This window comes from Alteromonas sp. KUL42 (assembly GCF_006538325.1).
Lineage (GTDB): Bacteria > Pseudomonadota > Gammaproteobacteria > Enterobacterales > Alteromonadaceae > Alteromonas.
In genome coordinates this window covers 118,431-137,177 of record NZ_BJKK01000012.1, presented here as the reverse complement: position 1 = coordinate 137,177, position 18,747 = coordinate 118,431, and the positions used below count along the sequence as shown (strand labels likewise).

The following is an 18,747-nucleotide window of genomic DNA, read 5'->3' as shown; positions in this document are numbered from 1 at the left end:
GCTTGATTCATACATCCCAGAGCCAGAGCGTGCAATCGACAAGCCGTTCATTCTTCCAATCGAAGACGTATTCTCAATCTCAGGCCGTGGTACAGTAGTAACTGGTCGTGTTGAGCAAGGTATCGTTAAAGTAGGTGAAGAAGTAGAAATCGTTGGTATCAAAGATACAACTAAGACGACTTGTACTGGTGTAGAAATGTTCCGTAAGCTTCTAGACGAAGGTCGTGCTGGTGAGAACGTTGGTGTACTACTACGTGGTACTAAGCGTGATGACGTAGAGCGTGGTCAAGTACTAGCTAAGCCTGGTTCAATCACTCCACACACAAACTTCGAAGCAGAAGTTTATGTACTATCTAAAGATGAAGGTGGTCGTCATACTCCATTCTTCAAAGGCTACCGTCCACAGTTCTACTTCCGTACAACTGACGTAACTGGTGCTGTAGAGCTTCCAGAAGGCGTAGAAATGGTAATGCCTGGTGACAACCTTAAATTCAAAGTTGAGCTAATTGCTCCGATTGCGATGGAAGAAGGTCTTCGTTTCGCGATCCGTGAAGGTGGTCGTACAGTAGGTGCTGGTGTTGTATCTAAGATCCTAGACTAATCTAGACTTAGCAACATAAGTATCCAAAAAAGCGCACTTAGGTGCGCGTTTTTTTATGCCTGTGGTTTGGTTTGTGAGTGTTGTGCCCTCTGAAACACGCCGTGAACCCATCCATGGGGGCTCCTACACCGCATCCCTGCGGTGTAGGGTTTCAGAGAGCAAAACACTCACTCCCTTTACTCTGCGTAAAACGAAAACTTGTAGTGGAAGGGGAACACGCCGTTAAGCCATCCCTGCTTTTATGTCGGAGCTCTGACACCGCATCCCTTCGGTGTAGGGTTTCAGAGGACACAACTCTCACTCCCTTCTTGAGGCATAGCAAAGCGTATTGGGAAAGGAAAAAACACTCGGTAAACCCGCCTGTGCTTTTGAGTTAGTGGCTTCGCAGCACCATCATAACTGCTAAGCAGCGGATGCAAACTACACAAATTTAAGAACAAAAAAGCTCATGACCTTCAAATTGTTCTCATATTTTATCGCGACAAATCTTAAGTTAATCTTAATTTGAAGCTTTGAAACAAACAACTACTCTTATAGTTTGATATGCCGCAAACAATCGCGATGTATATCAGTGTATGTTGCGCGCTTTCAACACTATCACCTAGGCTAATCAAGTAAGCTTTTGTAAACGAGGGAATCAATGTTTTCATTTAAGTCAGTGTTTGGCGAAGAAGAATTTACTTCTATCGTGCTAGAACACAAAAAGGATTTTTACGACGAACTCATCGCTTTCAACAATCAATTGATGGCCGACTACTTATTTTTGGGTGCACGCAATAGCAATACGGTAAAGGTATTAGTAGGTGTTAGTAATAACATCAAATTGGAAAGTACTGAGTATGGACTTGTGGGCTCTCCTTGTGAGCAAGTACTTACAACTGGTGCGTGTAGCTATGCATCAGATGTCTGCAATACTTTTCCACACGATTCCGCTCTGGTAGAGCTTAATGCCCAGGCTTATTTGGGAGCAGGAATATTCAATGAACATGGCGAAGACATTGGTATCCTGGTTGCCATCTACAAAAACGCTCAACCAGACATTCATAAATTTCAGTATACCTTCTCTGTGCAAGCAAAACTTTTCGCTATGCGTATTCAAAAAGATTATTTAGAAATACGTACAAACCATAATATGGCACTGCTAGATGAGGTAAGTAAAATCTCTAGCACTGGTGCGTGGGAGTTTTACCCTGATGGTGATGTGCTTTATTGGTCGCCCGAGGTGTATCGTATCCATAATGTTGCCGTTGGCCAACGAATGACGAAAGACAAGGCTATGGCCTTCTACACACTGGACTCACATCACAGAATCAAAAAGGCTTTCTCTGCGTTAGTAGAAAATAACGTACCTTATGATGATGAGTTTCAAATAGTAGATTCAAGTGGTTCCACGAAATGGGTAAGAACGTCAGGGAAGGGCGAATATGACAGCCAAGGAAAACTAAAGCGCTATTTTGGTGCTTTCGAAGATATTACAGAATACAAGAAAACCGTTTCAATCAGTGAAGAGCGCGCCAGACGTATTCAAAATATCCTCAATAGTATAAACGACGCAGTAATAAGTATTGATGTAAATGGAACCATAAAGCATTGTAATGATGTGGCACAGAGAATGTTTGGTTATAACTATGATGAACTCGTTTCTATGCCTGTTGAAATTTTGATGCCTGAGCCCTACGCTATAAATCATAAGAAATACATGAAGTACTATGAACAGACGGGCAACGCGAAAATCATTGGTGTAGGCCGACAGCTACCTGCGAAACGCAAAAATGGCTCTATATTTCAAATGGAGCTCTCGCTTTCTGAAAGTTCTGATTTAGGCGAGAAACGTTATGTAGGGGTTATCCGCGATATTAGCGAACGCATTGAGGCACAAGACGCCATCTATAATCTAGCCTATACAGACCCAGTCACCCATTTACGTAATAGCCAGTGGTTCCAAAAAGAGTTTCAAGACCTCATGGTTCGTTCTGCCACGCGCAATGACTATGTTCATGTTCTATTGCTTAACATGGACAACATGGCGCAATTTAACACACGCCTTGGATTTTCAAACGGTAATAAGGCACTTCAAGTTATCGCAGAAAAATTACTATTCATCATTGGCCAAGATTACGATATCTATAAATACTCCGGCGACAGCTTCATCGTGTTGTCCAAAAAAACCTATGGGAAAAAGGATGTTTACCGCTTCGATCCAGGTCTCATTGAAAACGCATTACTAAACCCTCGTCATTACGAAGTTAAAATAGACAAAAATAACTTCTCTCTCAGTGCCTCACTAGGTAGTGCCATCTTTAATCCGGCTGAACAAACATTGGAATCGGTGATCAATGTTCTTGAGCATGCAGTTAAACTTGCTAAAAAGTCAGCGCCATTTGGCTTGTGCCACATATCTGGAGACGGTATTGAAGAATTTGACCGCTACCTCGCAATAAAGGAAAAATTAAAGCTAGCGATACAACGCGATGAGTTGTCATTGGCTTTGCAACCACAGGTTGACCAAGAGGGTTACCTAACTTCTTTTGAGGCCCTAGTAAGATGGCAATCACCCGAGCTAGGGTGGGTGAGCCCCGGAGACTTCATCCCTATTGCTGAAGAGAGCCATATTATTTGTGATATTGGGGAAGTTGTACTTGATAAAACGTTGCTGGTACTGAAAGAGTTCATCGCAAAAGGTATTGATGCAAGCATTGCCATCAATATTAGTGCGAGACAAATTATATTGCCAGATTTTGCATCAAGCTTGCTAGCACGAGTTAAAAAGCATGGTATTCCTCCTCAAATGCTCGTGTTGGAGCTAACTGAAACTGCCTTAGTGGTGGATATTCAATTAGTCAAACAGACTATGTTAGAACTCGCGAAATTTGGTTTTCGTTTTTCTGTTGATGATTTTGGGACGGGCTACTCAAGTTTGGCATATTTAAAAGAGCTTCCCATTGCAGAGCTAAAAATTGACAAGTTTTTTGTAGATGATATCTGTGAAGAAAATAGTGGGAAAGCATCACAAATTGTTGATGCAATAATTGAGATGTCCAAAGCGCTGGGCGTAACATGTGTGGCCGAGGGCGTGGAAACCGAATCTCAGCTATCGTATCTTGCACAGCGCGGTTGCGATAGATTCCAAGGTTATTACTTCTCTAAGCCACTACCAGTGTCACATTGGCAACAAATCGACCTTGAAAATAAGGATTGTCTCTCACAGGCTGTTACATAGAGCATGCTTATATCTAGTACGGCGTGTACAGGTAGCATCAATTCGTCGTAGTGGTGTTACATTATAACAAAAGTGGTGTATGCTTAAGCATATTGACCTTTGTAGTGTACTTTGCTGTAAAAACGTACTGTGAAGGACAACACGCTCTTAGTATTTTTAATGAATAAAGTGAACATCGCATGGTTACAAGACGTCAATTTATAGTAGGCTCCTTGGCATTTGGTGGGTTGGCGTCAAGCGCTTTTGGGAAAGTAATTAGTACCACAGCTATGCCCCTTAGTAAGGGGTATGGTGCATTGGTAGTAGACCAACAAGGTCTCTTAGACCTTCCTCAGGGGTTTAGCTACAAGATTATTTCTTCTTTAGGTAATGCCATGGCTGATGGTATGCATGTACCTGACAGAGCGGATGGTATGGGGTGTTTAGTGCATTCAAACGCGAACAATACTGTCGCACTTATTCGCAACCATGAACTACATCCGAAGCATCTTGCTGCGCAGCCAGAGTCTATTCAAAGTCACACATCGCACAAGGCTTACGATAGCTATCAGAGTGGTGTGTCGTTACCTGGTGGTACTACAACCATTATTTACAACACCAAAACGCAGACTGTGGAAAAGGAGTTCATTAGCCTCTCTGGCACGGTTAGAAATTGTTCAGGTGGCATAACGCCATGGGGTACGTGGCTGACTTGCGAAGAATCGGTGGATCGTCCTAACGGGCCTAATGGTGATGTGGTTCATAAAGAGCACGGTTACATATTTGAAGTGCCCGCAAACGCCGATGATATGATAGAGGCTAAGCCGCTTAAAGCTATGGGGCGATTTAATCATGAAGCTGCATGTGTGGACCCTAAATCGGGTATTGTTTATTTGACTGAAGATCAAGGCGATAGCTTGCTATATCGCTTTGTCCCCAATGAGTACGGCAACTTGGCAGCGGGCGGTCAGTTAGAGGCATTGGCGGTGAAAGGTAAACCTCAGTTTGATACACGTAACTGGAGTGCTTCAAACATGCCACTAGCCACGTGGTTCGACGTTGAGTGGGTAGTGTTGGACAATCCAGAAAGCCCGAATGATGACTTACGCGCTAGAGGATATGAAAAAGGCGCTGCGTTATTCGCTCGCGGTGAAGGCATACATTGGGGAGAAGATGAACTGTATTTTTGTTGTACTAATGGTGGCCAAAAGCAGCTCGGTCAAGTAATGAAACTGGTTCCGTCCGCTGATGGTAAACAAGACAAGCTTCAACTGTTTTTGGAAAGCGAAGACAAGAGCTTGTACAACTTCGGCGATAACTTAACGGTGTGCCCGAATGGTCATTTACTGGTTTGCGAAGATCAGTATACCGACATCGTTGACAATCATCTGCGTGGCGTGACACCAAATGGCGAAGTGTATAATTTTGCTAAATTACATGCTCAAACTGAACTGGCTGGCGCGTGTTTCTCGCCTGACGGCAATACGCTTTTCGTAAATATTTACTCACCAACGAAAACCTTAGCGATAACCGGGCCGTGGCTTAAAGGGTAAACTTTATCTTCAATATCGGCGTCATTTACTCTTATTAGTTTTAAATGGCGTCGTTATCTTCAAAATTCTAAATGCACATTTTTGTTGTCATTTCTTTAGTTAAAAATCATCTGATCTACTTTTATACCTTTTTTCGATTAGACAATAATATTATAATCTCTTTAATTGATTAATTGAATCGATTTAACTGGCTTTAATGGTTTTTGACGATTAGTGATAATGCTCTCAACTTAAGAAGGAGAGCCAAATGAGCACACTATTAAAGAAATTAACAACGTCGAATAGCCACCGTGTTTCACCTACCACTGGTCAATCAATTCGAATGCAATGCAATTACGCTGATAACTATTATGGCGACCAAGTATGCGTAGAAGTTAAATCTCCTAAACTTCGAACTAATCGTCATGTAGGAGTGCAGCTGTAAGATATTTAATGAAATCAACGTTAACCAAGTTTGTTTTGGGCGACGTAGCTGCCAGTAGGTGATGACCTGAACTCGCACTCAGCAGGTAAAAAGACCGACGTTTTTGTTCGTTTTTCGTCGGTCGTACATGATAATTTGTTACCAGAGACGCTGCGTACCCGCTCGGCTTTCTAGCCATAAGCAAATAAGATGTAGGGGCAACTCCCTATATGTATTTCAATCGGGGAAGCACATACTGTGTTTACAGTATGTTAGACCCGAGATGCAAAATGAAACATTTTATGGCGGTTGTAATTGTTCTTCTAAGCACACCTTCGCTCGCTGGCGTTATCACGTATGATTTTACGAGGCTCGTGCTTGGGTCTGGTTCACAGCAAACGAGTCTTACAGGGCAGATAACCTTTGACGAAGACGAAACCAATTTCAATATGAATACATGGCTATCGTTTTTCTTTCAGTTAGAGTTCGATGGCGTCACTTACGATATCTTCGAGCAAGATATCGCATTCTTCGAAATATCAGATCTAAATGACGGTATTTACGGCAATGACGAAAATGAAGGTTTTGAATTATTCATTACTGATACAAACAGCACCAATGAGTTTTCTATCTATTCGGGATTCGCTGCATTAAACGCGGAGGATTCGTGTGTCTACGATTTAAATGGTGATGGTCGTTGTTCTGGTAGTTTATTTCAATTGGTTAAAACCGGCGGTGCAAACAATGGTTCTACTCAAGTGAGTGAACCAGCCTTCCTTGGCACTGCTATGCTGATGTTGTTTGTGTTTGCTTCAATGCGGAAACGCAAACAGTTCCCTTTTTTAAGTTAATGTGTTTCCTATACCTCGTTCCCTCCAACCTATCTATGTTTCTCGATAGCTGGTGTTTTTAGCCCTCCTTTTGTGAGGGCTTTTTTCTATTCAAATTTCTGTTTTTCCGATGCATTTATAAATCACATCGAATAGGGGGAACTCCCCATAGTTTTGCTTCTTTGGTTACTAAATACTCTAGGGGTACTCAAAGAGAGGTGTATTATGAAGTTCCTAAATAAAAAAACAGTATTATCAGTAGCTATTGCTTGTGCCCTACCAGCGAGCATGGTTAATGCGAAAACTTTCGATCAAACATTGGCCGATGCGCTTGCTGCTTCGCCACTAGAACTACAACAAGTTATTGTTACATTTGAAGGAAAGGGACCCGTCACAACAGAACAAGTCACAGCTCTGGAATCGTTAGGCATCACTGGTGGTGTTAGTCTACGTAACGTGCCTATTGTTGGCGTGTTAGCTAACAAACAGCAAGTTGAAGCGCTTTATCAACGTGACGACGTGGTGTCGGTTTGGAACAATGACCCACTAGAACTAGAAAATCATGAGTCTACCCAGATAACGGGTGTACAGGCGCTGCAGGCTGACCGTGACATTCGTATAAATGGTATGCCGGTATCGGGTAAAGGCATTGGCGTAGTGGTAAACGACTCTGGTGTTGACGGCACGCATGGTGATTTAGCATTTCCTGATCACGTTGTTCAAAATGTTCTTGCGCAGGTGAACCTAAATAGCTATAGCGGCATTTTACCGATCACTTACCAAGAAAACGTATCTAACACTGATATCTTGGGTGGTCACGGAACGCACGTGGCAGGTACAGTAGGTGGCAACGGTGCTAAGAGTGGTGGTTTGCATGCAGGTGTAGCGCCGGGTGCAGATATCATTGGTTATGGCTCAGGCGCCGGTCTATTCATTTTAGATACTATCGGTGGCTTCGACTACGCGTTGACACATCAGTTCGACTATAACATTCGTGTTATCTCTAACTCATTTGGCAATACTGGCGATGTTGGTACAGAATTTAACCCAGATGATCCAACAAACGTTGTGACTAAAGCACTGGCAGACAACGGTATTATTACCGTGTTCTCCGCAGGTAACTCAGGCCCAGGCGAATCGACAATTACCGGTAACTTCAAAAAGGCACCGTGGGTAATTACAGTGGCTGCGGGTAACAAGCAGGGTGAGCTAGCGGACTTTAGTTCTCGCGGTGTCGACGGAAAAGGCGGACAAGCGGTTGTCGATGGTGAAGTGTTCACATGGGAAGACCGTCCTACCGTAACGGCGCCAGGTGTAGACGTTATTTCTGCTCGTGCATCACTGTCTAGCTTAGGCGGTTTAAGTGCAGCTGACGACGCTGAAATGATTGAACCACAACACCTACCGTTTTATACCGTATCTAGCGGTACTTCAATGGCTGCGCCGCACGTGTCTGGTATTGTTGCACTAATGCTAGAAGCGAATCCAAACCTTCAGTGGGAAGATGTGAAGCGTATTCTTCAGGAAACCGCAACACCAATGGCAGGCATGGACGAGTGGGAAGTGGGCGCTGGTTATGTTAACGCTTATGCTGCGGTAACTGCAGTGCTTGACGGAGAAGAAGTATTTGGCGATACCGTGAAGAAGAATCGCGAATTTAACGCATTTGCTAACGTTGCTGAAGGTGATAGCTTTACGCTACCTACGACTTACCTACCCGTTGGTGAGTCACCTGTAGAAGAGTTTGAAGTAACGTCTGACGTATCTATGGTGGTGGCGAGCGCGTCAATTGAAACGGCAACAGCGTTTGTACTGGAAGACCCTGCGGGCAACCGTTATGGCTCTGGTATAGGCCTTCCTGTTTTAGGTTCTTCTGTAGGTACAGCTGCACCAGGTATGCCGGGTACATGGAAATTATACAGCCGTGGTATTGGTAGTATTAGTGGTGTGTCAGTTGACCCACTCGGAGTTACAAACGGTGTAGGTATTCCTGGCACTAACGACGTGAATATTCGCTTGTTAGTCACATCAGGTTATACCGGTATTGATGATGTAGTAGGCCATCCTGCACAACCATTCATTGAGTACGTAGTTGCTAATGAGTTAATGGATGCAAAAGCAAGCGGCTTTGCGCCAAACGCGCCACTTACTCGCATAGAGCTTGCTGATACGCTAGCGCTTAGTGCAAACCTTCGTCAAACCAACGACGGTAACACAGTTAACTACACCGATGTGAGTGCAGAGAATGCTGCAGCGGTAAACTCTGCGACAGCGACAGGTGCGGTGTTGGGAGATTTAGAGATGGATACGCAGCCCGTAATGCAAGTTGATGGTGACTTCTTTGGTAGCAACATGCAGGTGAGCAAAGAAGAAATGGCGTACTCAATGGTTCAAGCATTAGGTCTTGAAGATGCAGCGCAAAGCTTTGACTCACAGAAGGTTATTGCGATTGTTCTTGGTGAAGCGGTGGAAGTCGAAGATACCGACGCGATTGCACCTGAGTATCGCGGCTATGTTCAACAGGCACTGGCTGCAGGGCTAATGCAGGTGGAAGTGAAAGTGGAGCAAGGTCCATTTGACCTACAGCCTACGCTTAAAGCCTTCTTCAACCCACAAAATGGGGTATCAAGAGGCGAAGCCGCGTTTATCTTAACGCAATACGCAGAACTTTAGTCCTTTGAGGCGAGGGCTGGTTGTAACATTCAAAACACGCGGTAAACCCATCCATGGGCGCTCCACAGCAGCATCCCTGCTGCTGAGGGTTTTGAATGCAACAACCGGCCCTTGCGCAATTTTTAGGGAGGAGGGAGTTTCAGATGGAGTAAGGCCCCTCTTTTTGTTTAGGGCTTTAAATACTGCAATCAGCATTCGCTGATTATGTAAAAAGGGGAAAAGAACAGAGTTGTACGCCCACAACAAAGTATCAACTATTCTAGTAAACCTGCTTTTCCTGCCATTCTGATAAGTTCTGCGGAACTGCTTAAATTAAGCTTCTTATAGATATTACTGCGATGATTCTCAGCAGTTTTAAGGCTCATATCTAATAGCTCAGCAATCTTCTTACTGGTGTTACCTGCTGCAACTAAGAAAAAAACTTCTCGCTCTCTTCTAGTTAGTACGCTTAGCGGCGACACGTGCTTCTGGCATTGATCGTTAGGTGATTGGGTTAGTTCATCGGGAAAGCAGGTTTTGTTTACGGCAACTTTCTTGATGGCTGCAACTAAGCTTTCACCGGAAGATTCTTTTAATATGTAGCCTTTTGCGCCTGCGTCGCGCATGGCTTCAATGTATTCCACTTCGTTGTGCATAGATAGCACAAGAATTTTCGCGTCACTGCGCTGAGATAGAATTTTATCGATAGCAACCAGACCGCTCATACGTGGCATCGAAATGTCCATCAAAATAACATCTGGCGAGAGCTTTAACACAGCGGCGATCAGAGCGACACCATCGTCGCATTCTCCCACTACGCTGATATCTGGGTTGGCATTTAGCATTTGAGACACGCCTTGACGCATAAGCACATGGTCATCGGCTAGCACTACACGAATTGTCATACGGGTACCGTTACTGTTGTTCTGGTGCCTTGCCCTACTGCAGAGTCTATTTCCAGTGTCGCATTGAACGCTTCTGCTCTGTCGCGAATACTAGAAAGGCCAATGCCGGGCTCTATGGCTTTACTGTCAAACCCTACACCATTATCAAGAATATCCAAACGAATAACGTGATGATGGTAAGAAATTGATAAAGTAAGGTTGGTGGCCTCACTGTGTTTTATAGCATTAACCAGCGTTTCTTGCGCAATTCTAAATAATAATGTGCTTATGTCTTTGGGCAGATCAGGCGGTACGGTTATCTCGGTGTGATATTCAATATCTTCATCACTAAGCAAATTTCGACACAGCCAGTTAAGTGCTGGTTTAAGACCTAAGTCATCAAGAATTGTTGGGCTCATTAGCCGCGATAATTGTCTGACATCATTTAGCGCCATTTCAGCGATGCCGTGTAGTGCCTCAAGCTCAGGCGATGAGGTTGATAATGCTTGCAGTCTTCGTGTCAGCCCTGTGAGCAGCTGACCAATCCCATCATGTAATTCACGAGAAAGCTTCGCTTTTTCTGATTCTTGTTGAGCCCACAATCGTTTTGCGAGCTGTTGCAAAACCTCTTGGTCGGCATCTAATCGAGCCTGAAGTGTCGCTTGTAACGCTTTAATATTTTCTATTTCGGCGGCCAAATCAGTCAAAATAGGCGTTCCTGTAGTCTCTAACCTGTTGTTCAGGCAATTGAGATAGCCACTTGGATGTTAAGTCATCCACCGTGTCTTCTTTACCTGGTATGGCGCGATAGTAAAGGTGGTTGCGCCAGTAAGTCGGGTATAACGCTAATTTTTGCTTTAATTTCTCGATGGACTCTTCATCATTTAGTAACGCCTTCACGTATAGCCACTGCAGGTACGGCTGGTAGTAGGTTGGCTTAATGAGCAAGCCAAGCTTCTCCATGGCGCTGCTATTTTCACTTAGAGAAAGTCGCTGTTGCATGTCGAGCAGAATTTTAATTTCAGTGATTACCGGCACGTTGGTGTTATCGACAAGTGTAGTGTAGATTTCGTCTCGTTCGTTATTTAGTGTGCCTTTATGATGCTTCAATCCCAATGTTAACCATTGATAAACGGCAAATTGCTCGTGGCGCTCTTCGCTAATGGTAGGCGTCACGGTTTCAAGGATATTTTCTAGGCATAACCAGTTTGCGGTAAGTAGACACATCTCTCCCTGCCAGAGTAATACCTCGGTTTGGGCTCTGGTATCTTCAGAAGCCAGAGCCCAGCGCCTTGCGTCAGCCGCGTGCTGCGTGGCTTCGGTCAAGTTTCCGTTTGCAAAGTTTAAGTAGCTAAATAGCAGGTGGTTATAAAGCTTTTCTTGATTGTGCTGTGTACCGAGTTGTTGCTCGACAGTGGTTAAGTATGTGGTGGCGGTATTATTGTCCCCTTTAACCAAACTCAACTGTGCAAGATTTTGATGGGTTCGAAGTAAGTGAGACTCATCCCCGTTTCTTTCAAATAGCATTTTCGCCTGCTGCCAGTAAATCTCAGCAAGAGAGATATCCCCAATTAAAAAATGCATATAGGCAACATTGCTCATGCTTTGTGGCTGAAGCACTTTGTCATCGGTTTGCACACGAATATCAAGGCCACGTTTGTAGTACTCCAACGCTCTTGCGAACTGGCCTCGCTCTTCAAACATAAAACCTAATGTATCGTTTACATGGGCTTCTTGTGCCAAGTCACCTAAATCGTGGAGTAGTTTTACCGCTTCTTCTAACGACGCCTCTGCGGTGGCATAGTCGCTAGTAAGTGATGTCGCAATGGCAAGGTTGGCTAAGGTTTTAGCTCGTTGAGAGGGCTGCGTTTTTGCATCACGCAGTGCTAGTGCGTCTTTAAAATACTGCGCTGCAGCCGTATTGTCAGCTGTACGCAGGTAAGCAATACCAAAAGCGTTTAGCACTAAGCTCTCACCTTGGGTGTCCTTCAAATGCCTGAACGCCACGAGTGCGCGAGTTAATGAGTCGCTGGTGGCAGTTTCAATGTCTCCATTAATAATTTGAAGACGAGCAAGCTCAAACCACAATTGTCCATTATTGGGACGAAGGGCTAAAGCTGCTTTATAGTCGGACATTGCTTTGGCATCTTCGCCAGCCCACTGATAAATGTCTGCACGCATCGACAGTAAGTCTGGTCTGTCTGGGAACTGAGAAACAAGCGCATCTATTGATTGTTGAGCAAGGGACAGATCTTCGTTTAGCTCTGCTCTTAATAGCTCGCCTTGTAAACGCCAATACACTTCCAAGTCAGGAAGTCGTTTTAAGGTCTCTAACGCCTGCCTAGCACCGTCATAGTCACCCGTATTTAAAGCGTTTCGAGCCTTCGCCACCCATCCACCCGGATAGTCCGGTGTAGTTGCTATAATCGCCTCAACGGTGTCTGCGCTATTTAACGCTTCTCCTTTTTGCCAAGCGGTATCCAAAGCATCAAGGTAGCGTAAGTCAGGAAGTGGTTGGGGCGATGGCGTTTCGATGGCGTCAAATAACGATTGAATAAGCTTGTTGGCAAATACACTTAGATCATCGGACAGGGTGTTTGCATTTACATTGTGCGACACGGTAAAAATAGCTTCGTTAGCAGGCATACTAAGTACGCTGGCGTGAAGTAAGTAACTATCGCTACTGGTAGGCGTAGCATCAAGTAACAATACGCTGTTTACCGACGTTGAAGCTGCTAAGTCTACTCTGTCATTGTCGTTATTAAATGGGGATAACGCTAAGTTAGACACCAATTTTCGGGTTTGCGCTTTATCATCTAACACAATGTGAGGGTGAGTAGACAGTGGATAGCGCAGCAACGTATTTATCGTATCTAAAAGTGGATATTGAGGGTCATTTAATACTAGTAGCTGAATAGGGGTATCAGAGACCAGTTTGGGTTGCGCTTTTTTATACCAAGAGTAAGAAAAAATGCTGGCGCTAATTACAAGTACCAATATGGCAATGGCGGAAAAGGTGACAAGCGTTTTGTACGTTATATTAGCACTGCCATTATCGCCTGATGAGCTGATGTTCGCCGCCTGCTCCAAAGAGAGTCTCTTCGCAGGCAAATGGTGTGTTAACTGGTCAATACAAGCTTTGCGTTTTTTCGTCCACAGGTAATGAGAAAAGCCCAGTCCTTCCTTTTTGACACAGCCCAGCATGTCTTCTAACACTCTTCCTAAGCTATAGGTGTCAGAATATTCGCTCGCTTTTCCAGTTTGGATGACTTCAGGAGCGGTGTATCTTTGGTGGCCACTCGTCTGAGCGCCAGACGCCGTGCTTTGACCAATGCCAAAGTCGATCAGTTTAATGTCTGCATTGTGATCGAGAAGAATATTGTCTGGCTTTATATCGCCATGTTTAATGCCTATCGATTTACAGGCCAAAAGTGCCTCAACGAGCTGTTGCTGCCACTTGTCGAAATCAGCTTTACTGATAGGTTTTTGAATGCGTGTATACAGAGGTTCGCCTTCAATAAACGCCATTGTAAAGAAGGCGGTATCTCCGTCAGAGAAAACGTCATGAACACGGATGATATTAGGATGCTGTAGTTGTCTAGCGATGTTGACTTCATTGCGGATGGTTTGCATTTTAACCGGGTCGCTGGCGCCACCTTCAATGACCTTAAGTGCAACTTTAACATCAAGTAATTCATCGATGGCGCTGAAAACGGTGGCCTGAGCACCTGAACCAAGTTGCTCAACAATCCGAAACCGGTTAACTAGACGGGAATTTGGCGCAATAGAAGTCCCTAAAGCTAGCGCCTCAGTTTTAAGAGAATTGATTTGCGACGAGAATACATCGGGCCCGTTCAAAGCCTTCCTCACACTCCACTAATTACTACAACGACGCAATTGATTGACCATTTGCACCGCTAAAATTGTTGTTTTATTTTAGCTTATAAGTGAAAGTTTATGCTCAATTGTGTGGAATAACAAACGCATCGAAATCATATTCGCTAAAGAGGTGGCAAAATCTATGTCCGTTTGGGTGAAGTAGCGGCGTCCCAGCGTCGAGTCTGCGTACAATACGCCAACGGGCTTTTCATCAATACAAACAGGTACACAGATGGCAGCCTGAATGCCGTGACTGATTATACTATGTTGCTTATTTAGTGAGTTGTCGCAAACAATATTGCCAATGGCTCGAATTACATTGGCTTGCATACACTGATTGATAATGGTGCGGCTACCAGTAAAGTCCTCACCTTGCATCCAGCTTTCGTAGCCCACCCCGAGTTGATAGTTATTTATCTTATCAAACAAAATGAGTGAAGCTCGTTCACACCCTAATGATTGGGTTAAACATTCTCTGGCAAGGTTAATAAGAGCAGTACTGCTATTACACTGTTGAAGCTGCGTTTGGTACTGCTTTAGTTGTTGCTTTCTCCACTCCCGTTGGCTATCAAGCTTGACCACATTATTGAGCGCAAGGGGAGTAAATTCACAGGGTACTGGACCAAGCTGTAATACATGGGGCTTGTCTAGCGTCAGGTGCTTTATCTGAACTCCCGCATTGAAGCACCCTGTAGAGCTCATGTCATTTAGCTGCCAAACGTGATCGTTGTCAGCTTGTTTATTAGCTCGTAGTACAATATGAGAGCGAGAAACTTGGGGGTGGGGAATAACGATGTCCGCGCTTTCAGAGCGGCCGACCTGGTACTCGCGACCTTCAAAAAGCAAGTGCTCACTTACGCTTCCGTTATCTTCTGTAAAGGCTATTTGTAACGGCATGGCATATTCCTCGTCGCGTCACTGGTGCCATCTCCTCCCATCTGTTTGTGTAAAATTACACAAATAAGAGAGATTCTTGCTTATCAGTGACGCCAAACGCTGGTTTAATTGCTCTGGTTTCGACGCAATTAAACGTTTCAGTCTCTAGCTTGATTTACAATGTTCTTAAGCTAAAGCGTAATGTTTGTAGCTGAGTGAGTAGTAAACCTTTCACGTTCACAACGTCACCACTTGAGCGCCATACATCTGCAATTTCATTGCCAGACGCATTATCAATAAGCGATATAAGGCTATCTACAGCAGCCAGTGCCGCATCGTCATCGTTTACCGCCAATGCCGACTGGACATCGTTTATTCCACTGTCTATGGCTGCTTCTAATAGCGCAGCAATTTTATTGCGATTGCCATTTACGATCGTGCTTAAAGAAGCAACTTTGTCATTGATAACAGAAGCTGATGGGCGATTGTCTAATAAGATAATAAAATCTGAAAATTGTCCTGTGCTGCCACGTGCACGAAAACTGCCTGATGACGTTAACGTTGTTATGTCTTCAAACTCGCCACCGTCGTGAGACGTAAACAAGCGCCATGGAATGGTTGGCGTGTAGTGAATAGCTTTAGTGTAAAGCTCAACCATAGCCAAACCTTCAAATCCAAAACCGGCGTCAGCTTTCGGAGAGATTGATACAAGAACCGGAAAACCCGAAACAGCGCTTGTTAGTGCTGAGGGCAGGCGGTCTGTAATGGTCAAGTCTGTGGGGTCAAGCAGCTCAGCGGTAATGTCAATGTTGTTAGCATTAAGGCCAATACTGTTTTCGAACTCTACAGTTAAATCTACTTCAATTAAGCTGCTTAGCGTCAGTTTGGCCTGAATCTTATTGTCGTCGACAGTGAGAGTTGCAGGTGTAACTACCTGTGCTTGTGCAGTGGAAAACAAAAGTAGAGCTGTGGTGGCAACAACGGTGGTAAGTTGTCTGAATTTCATCGCAGTAAACATCATAGGATGACCTCTTTCAGTATTGGTTAAAATTTAACCTAAAATGGTGCCATTATCAATTAATATAATGGCACCGTTTTCAGTGGTTTGCGATTTTATTCGAAATACTGAGCAAAGAAGCGCGAAGCTAATACAGCGTAATGCGCTCTGGTTATAACCGTATCTGGCGCGAAGCTCGCAGTGATAGTAGGCGTGATGCTGAATGGACTTTGCTCTACACCGAACTCTGCGTTAATCAACGACAAGGTAAGTGCTAACTGAACGTAGCCTTTCATATCAGCTGGAATACTGTCTTGATCTTCTAGCACAATTTGCTCACCGTTATAGTCAACAACGATGTCGGCGGTAGGGTCAAAACTAAGTGCTGCTTCTTCCAAGCCAAGCATCTGTACCAGTGAGTAAGCGATATCTAGCTTAGTAACACTAGCGAATGGGTCAGCACTACCATTTTCGCTGCGAAGTACAGGAGACTGTGTACGAAGCTTATCTTTAAGTGCGCCACCTTTAACCATTACTGATTCAACGAACGCTTTGTCAAAACCAGGTACTGAACCTATGTTAGGACGTTCTTCATTCAAGAGGTCACGGTACTGTCTAACGGCTCCACCCATTACCGCATAGCGCGCAAAGTCCTTGCGTTTAAGACGAGCATCAGGTGAGAAGCCTCGACTATTGATGGCGTCCATTAAGCGCTCACTTACCGCGAACTCTATGGCGTTTTGTTGAGGGTGACCTTCTACGTCGTCCATACCTTCAAAGCCCCCGCTATTTTCGAACGACACTGTTACGTTAAATGTTTCAGGTAAACCTGGGCCGTTAGTTAAACCTAATGGGTCTGCTTCTACACCAGAGAGTGATGTTAAACCATAAACATATACGCCCCACGTACCAGGCATGGCTGGTGCAGCAACACGCATGGTGGTAGAAAGTACTGGCGTAGTTAAGTTACCGCGATATTCAGTGCCGTCAGGGGCTACAAGAACAAGCTTGGTCAAGTTTGCAAAACTATCGGCAGACGCTTTAACAAGTACCTCTTCTGAACCTACTTCAAACGGAATAACTTCAGGCTCTCCTACCGGTGAATAAAAAACATCGAAGTTTTCTACTCGATCGCTGGTGGTTACAAGTGCATTTGCCTTAAAGCTTTTACCATCTAAGTTATTAACCGTAACTTTATGGTCCATATCTTCAAGTAGGGCAGCAGCAACTGCTGAACGTGCATTAACGTAACCCGCTCCGACTTCCCAGCGCTCATAACCAGGCATGTTAGTGGCTGTCTCTTGAAGTAAGCGCTTAATGGTCGCGTTATCAAGATTCGGGTTCGCTTCCAGCATCAATGCGATAATGCCTGAAACATGCGGTGTCGCCATAGATGTGCCAGAAATCATGGTGTAGAAAGGAAGGTTCTGAGGTTCAATTGCATCTATGTCTGCGTCGCCACCATTCGCGGCGGCGTTTAATACTGCACGTGTCGAGATAATGTCTACACCTGGAGCGACAATAGAGACTTCGTTGTTATACGTCCATTGCGTGCCGTCAGGCATAGTAAAGTCGCCAGTCTCGCCTTTTAATCCGCGAGATGAGAAACCAGCGAGTTTTCCGAACTTGTCACCCGCACCTACAGATATACCCCAAGGGATTTGTGCATATGGGTTATGCGAGTCTTCACCCGGGCCATCGTTACCTGCTGCGAATACGCTAATCATACCCATGTTGTGCGCTTTGTAACTTGCCAATGAAACAGGGCCGAGTGGTTCGTACTTGCCGCTAGAACCCCACGAGTTGCTGATAACTTTAATGGGGTTGTCGAATGTGTATTGCTTGCTAATTGCGTAATCGAAGCCGCCGATGGTGTCTAAAAGCAGTACTGCTGCGCCTGAACCATAGCCAATGATGTCAGCATCTGGGGCTGCTCCACGGTGTTTGCCATCAGACATTACACCGCTACCCGCGATAGTACCGGCAACGTGTGTGCCGTGTCCTGAGTTTAGGTCGGTATTCACTTGGTTTGATAGTGTTGGACCCGTTACGCCAACGATAGAAAGCGCACCCGGATTCAATATTGCTTGCACGTTATCAACCACAGTATCGCCAAAGAAGTGATCTTGGTGAGAAGCGTCAATACCTGAATCAATCACTAAAATAGTTGAGCCTTTACCAGTGAACTCAACGTTGTTTCTTGAAGCAAATCCTTCGCCCTGCAAATCAGCAACGCCTGTGATCTCACGTGCATCAGCGTTGTATAGCTTCATTTCACGGTTCGCAAAAACTGAGCGTACACCGTCGAATTGAGCAATAGCCTCAATTTGCGCCTTAGTCGCCACCACACCAATAATTGGAAGGTTCTTAAATTGCACGCCTTCTGTAATACCCAAGTTTAATAGTTGCGTAATTTGTGACTCGGCAAGTGGTGACATTTGATCGTACGTAACAACAGCCATCAGCGATTCAGCAGGGGAAAGCGACACAAGCTTCTCAGCCATTTGTGAGCCAATGTAAGCATCAGCAAGTGTATGGGCTGAAGGGATTGCTAGCATAGCTGTAGCCAACGTAGATAGGGCGAACTTCTTCATTTTCTTCTCCAAATTCTTGAGGCTGCGTTGTGTAATTAATTCACTGTTCAGACCCTTGGCATTAGTACCTATGGACAAAACTAAAACACGCGTTTTTTGATTCACATCATCGCAGCAAAGTACGCTCTAATAATGGCCGTTTGAATTTTGTTCTAATATAGGGGTTTCACCCTAATTGTGTGATTTTTTTAATTAGAAAATGAAGGGGCTCTAGGGCAAGTACGTATTTACAGTTTAAAATTTCTGCCTCACGTCTGTCGTGTTAATTCTGTTATTGAA

The 18,747-nt window shown here is 44.5% G+C and carries 12 protein-coding genes; 6 read left to right on the top strand and 6 right to left on the bottom strand.

What is annotated here, in order from left to right; all coding sequences use genetic code 11:
* The 6 genes from EYR97_RS15725 to EYR97_RS15705 form a co-directional block, all read left to right on the top strand.
* Positions 1-601, top strand: a 601-nt coding sequence (locus EYR97_RS15725; protein ID WP_242635054.1) for an EF-Tu/IF-2/RF-3 family GTPase, incomplete at its 5' end; no start/stop codon positions are given.
* Between the two features lie 640 nt (positions 602-1,241).
* Positions 1,242-3,821, top strand: a complete 2,580-nt coding sequence (locus EYR97_RS15720) for a GGDEF domain-containing phosphodiesterase (protein WP_131094612.1) — start codon at positions 1,242-1,244, stop codon at positions 3,819-3,821.
* A 179-nt stretch (positions 3,822-4,000) separates the two neighbouring features.
* A complete protein-coding gene (locus EYR97_RS15715; protein ID WP_131094611.1) occupies positions 4,001-5,353 on the top strand; it encodes an alkaline phosphatase PhoX in 1,353 nt (450 codons plus the stop codon).
* A gap of 247 nt (positions 5,354-5,600) precedes the next feature.
* On the top strand, positions 5,601-5,777 hold the full coding sequence (locus tag EYR97_RS21930; protein WP_165478069.1) for a hypothetical protein: 177 nt from the start codon (positions 5,601-5,603) through the stop codon (positions 5,775-5,777).
* A 281-nt stretch (positions 5,778-6,058) separates the two neighbouring features.
* Positions 6,059-6,607 (top strand): hypothetical protein, encoded by a 549-nt coding sequence (locus tag EYR97_RS15710; protein WP_258313261.1) that lies wholly within the window; start codon positions 6,059-6,061, stop codon positions 6,605-6,607.
* A gap of 204 nt (positions 6,608-6,811) precedes the next feature.
* Entirely contained in the window at positions 6,812-9,259 is a 2,448-nt protein-coding gene (locus EYR97_RS15705) for a S8 family serine peptidase (protein WP_131094609.1), read from the top strand.
* Between the two features lie 254 nt (positions 9,260-9,513).
* Here EYR97_RS15705 and EYR97_RS15700 read toward each other — a convergent pair whose 3' ends face one another.
* The 6 genes from EYR97_RS15700 to EYR97_RS15675 form a co-directional block, all read right to left on the bottom strand.
* Entirely contained in the window at positions 9,514-10,143 is a 630-nt protein-coding gene (locus EYR97_RS15700; protein ID WP_131094608.1) for a response regulator transcription factor, read from the bottom strand.
* The gene (locus EYR97_RS15695; RefSeq protein WP_131094607.1) at positions 10,140-10,829 is read right to left on the bottom strand and encodes a sensor histidine kinase; all 690 of its coding nucleotides are present in this window, start codon (positions 10,827-10,829) and stop codon (positions 10,140-10,142) included. The genes EYR97_RS15700 and EYR97_RS15695 overlap by 4 nt, the downstream gene beginning before the upstream one ends.
* Positions 10,822-13,980, bottom strand: coding sequence for a serine/threonine-protein kinase (locus EYR97_RS15690; RefSeq protein ID WP_131094606.1), 3,159 nt, complete (start codon positions 13,978-13,980; stop codon positions 10,822-10,824). Before EYR97_RS15690 ends, EYR97_RS15695 begins: the two co-directional genes overlap by 8 nt.
* 78 nt (positions 13,981-14,058) lie before the next feature.
* A complete protein-coding gene (locus tag EYR97_RS15685) occupies positions 14,059-14,898 on the bottom strand; it encodes a GAF domain-containing protein (protein ID WP_131094605.1) in 840 nt (279 codons plus the stop codon).
* A 154-nt stretch (positions 14,899-15,052) separates the two neighbouring features.
* The gene (locus EYR97_RS15680; protein ID WP_131094604.1) at positions 15,053-15,898 is read right to left on the bottom strand and encodes a DUF6689 family protein; all 846 of its coding nucleotides are present in this window, start codon (positions 15,896-15,898) and stop codon (positions 15,053-15,055) included.
* Between the two features lie 92 nt (positions 15,899-15,990).
* Entirely contained in the window at positions 15,991-18,468 is a 2,478-nt protein-coding gene (locus EYR97_RS15675; RefSeq protein WP_131094603.1) for a S8 family serine peptidase, read from the bottom strand.
* Positions 18,469-18,747: the final 279 nt, after the last annotated feature.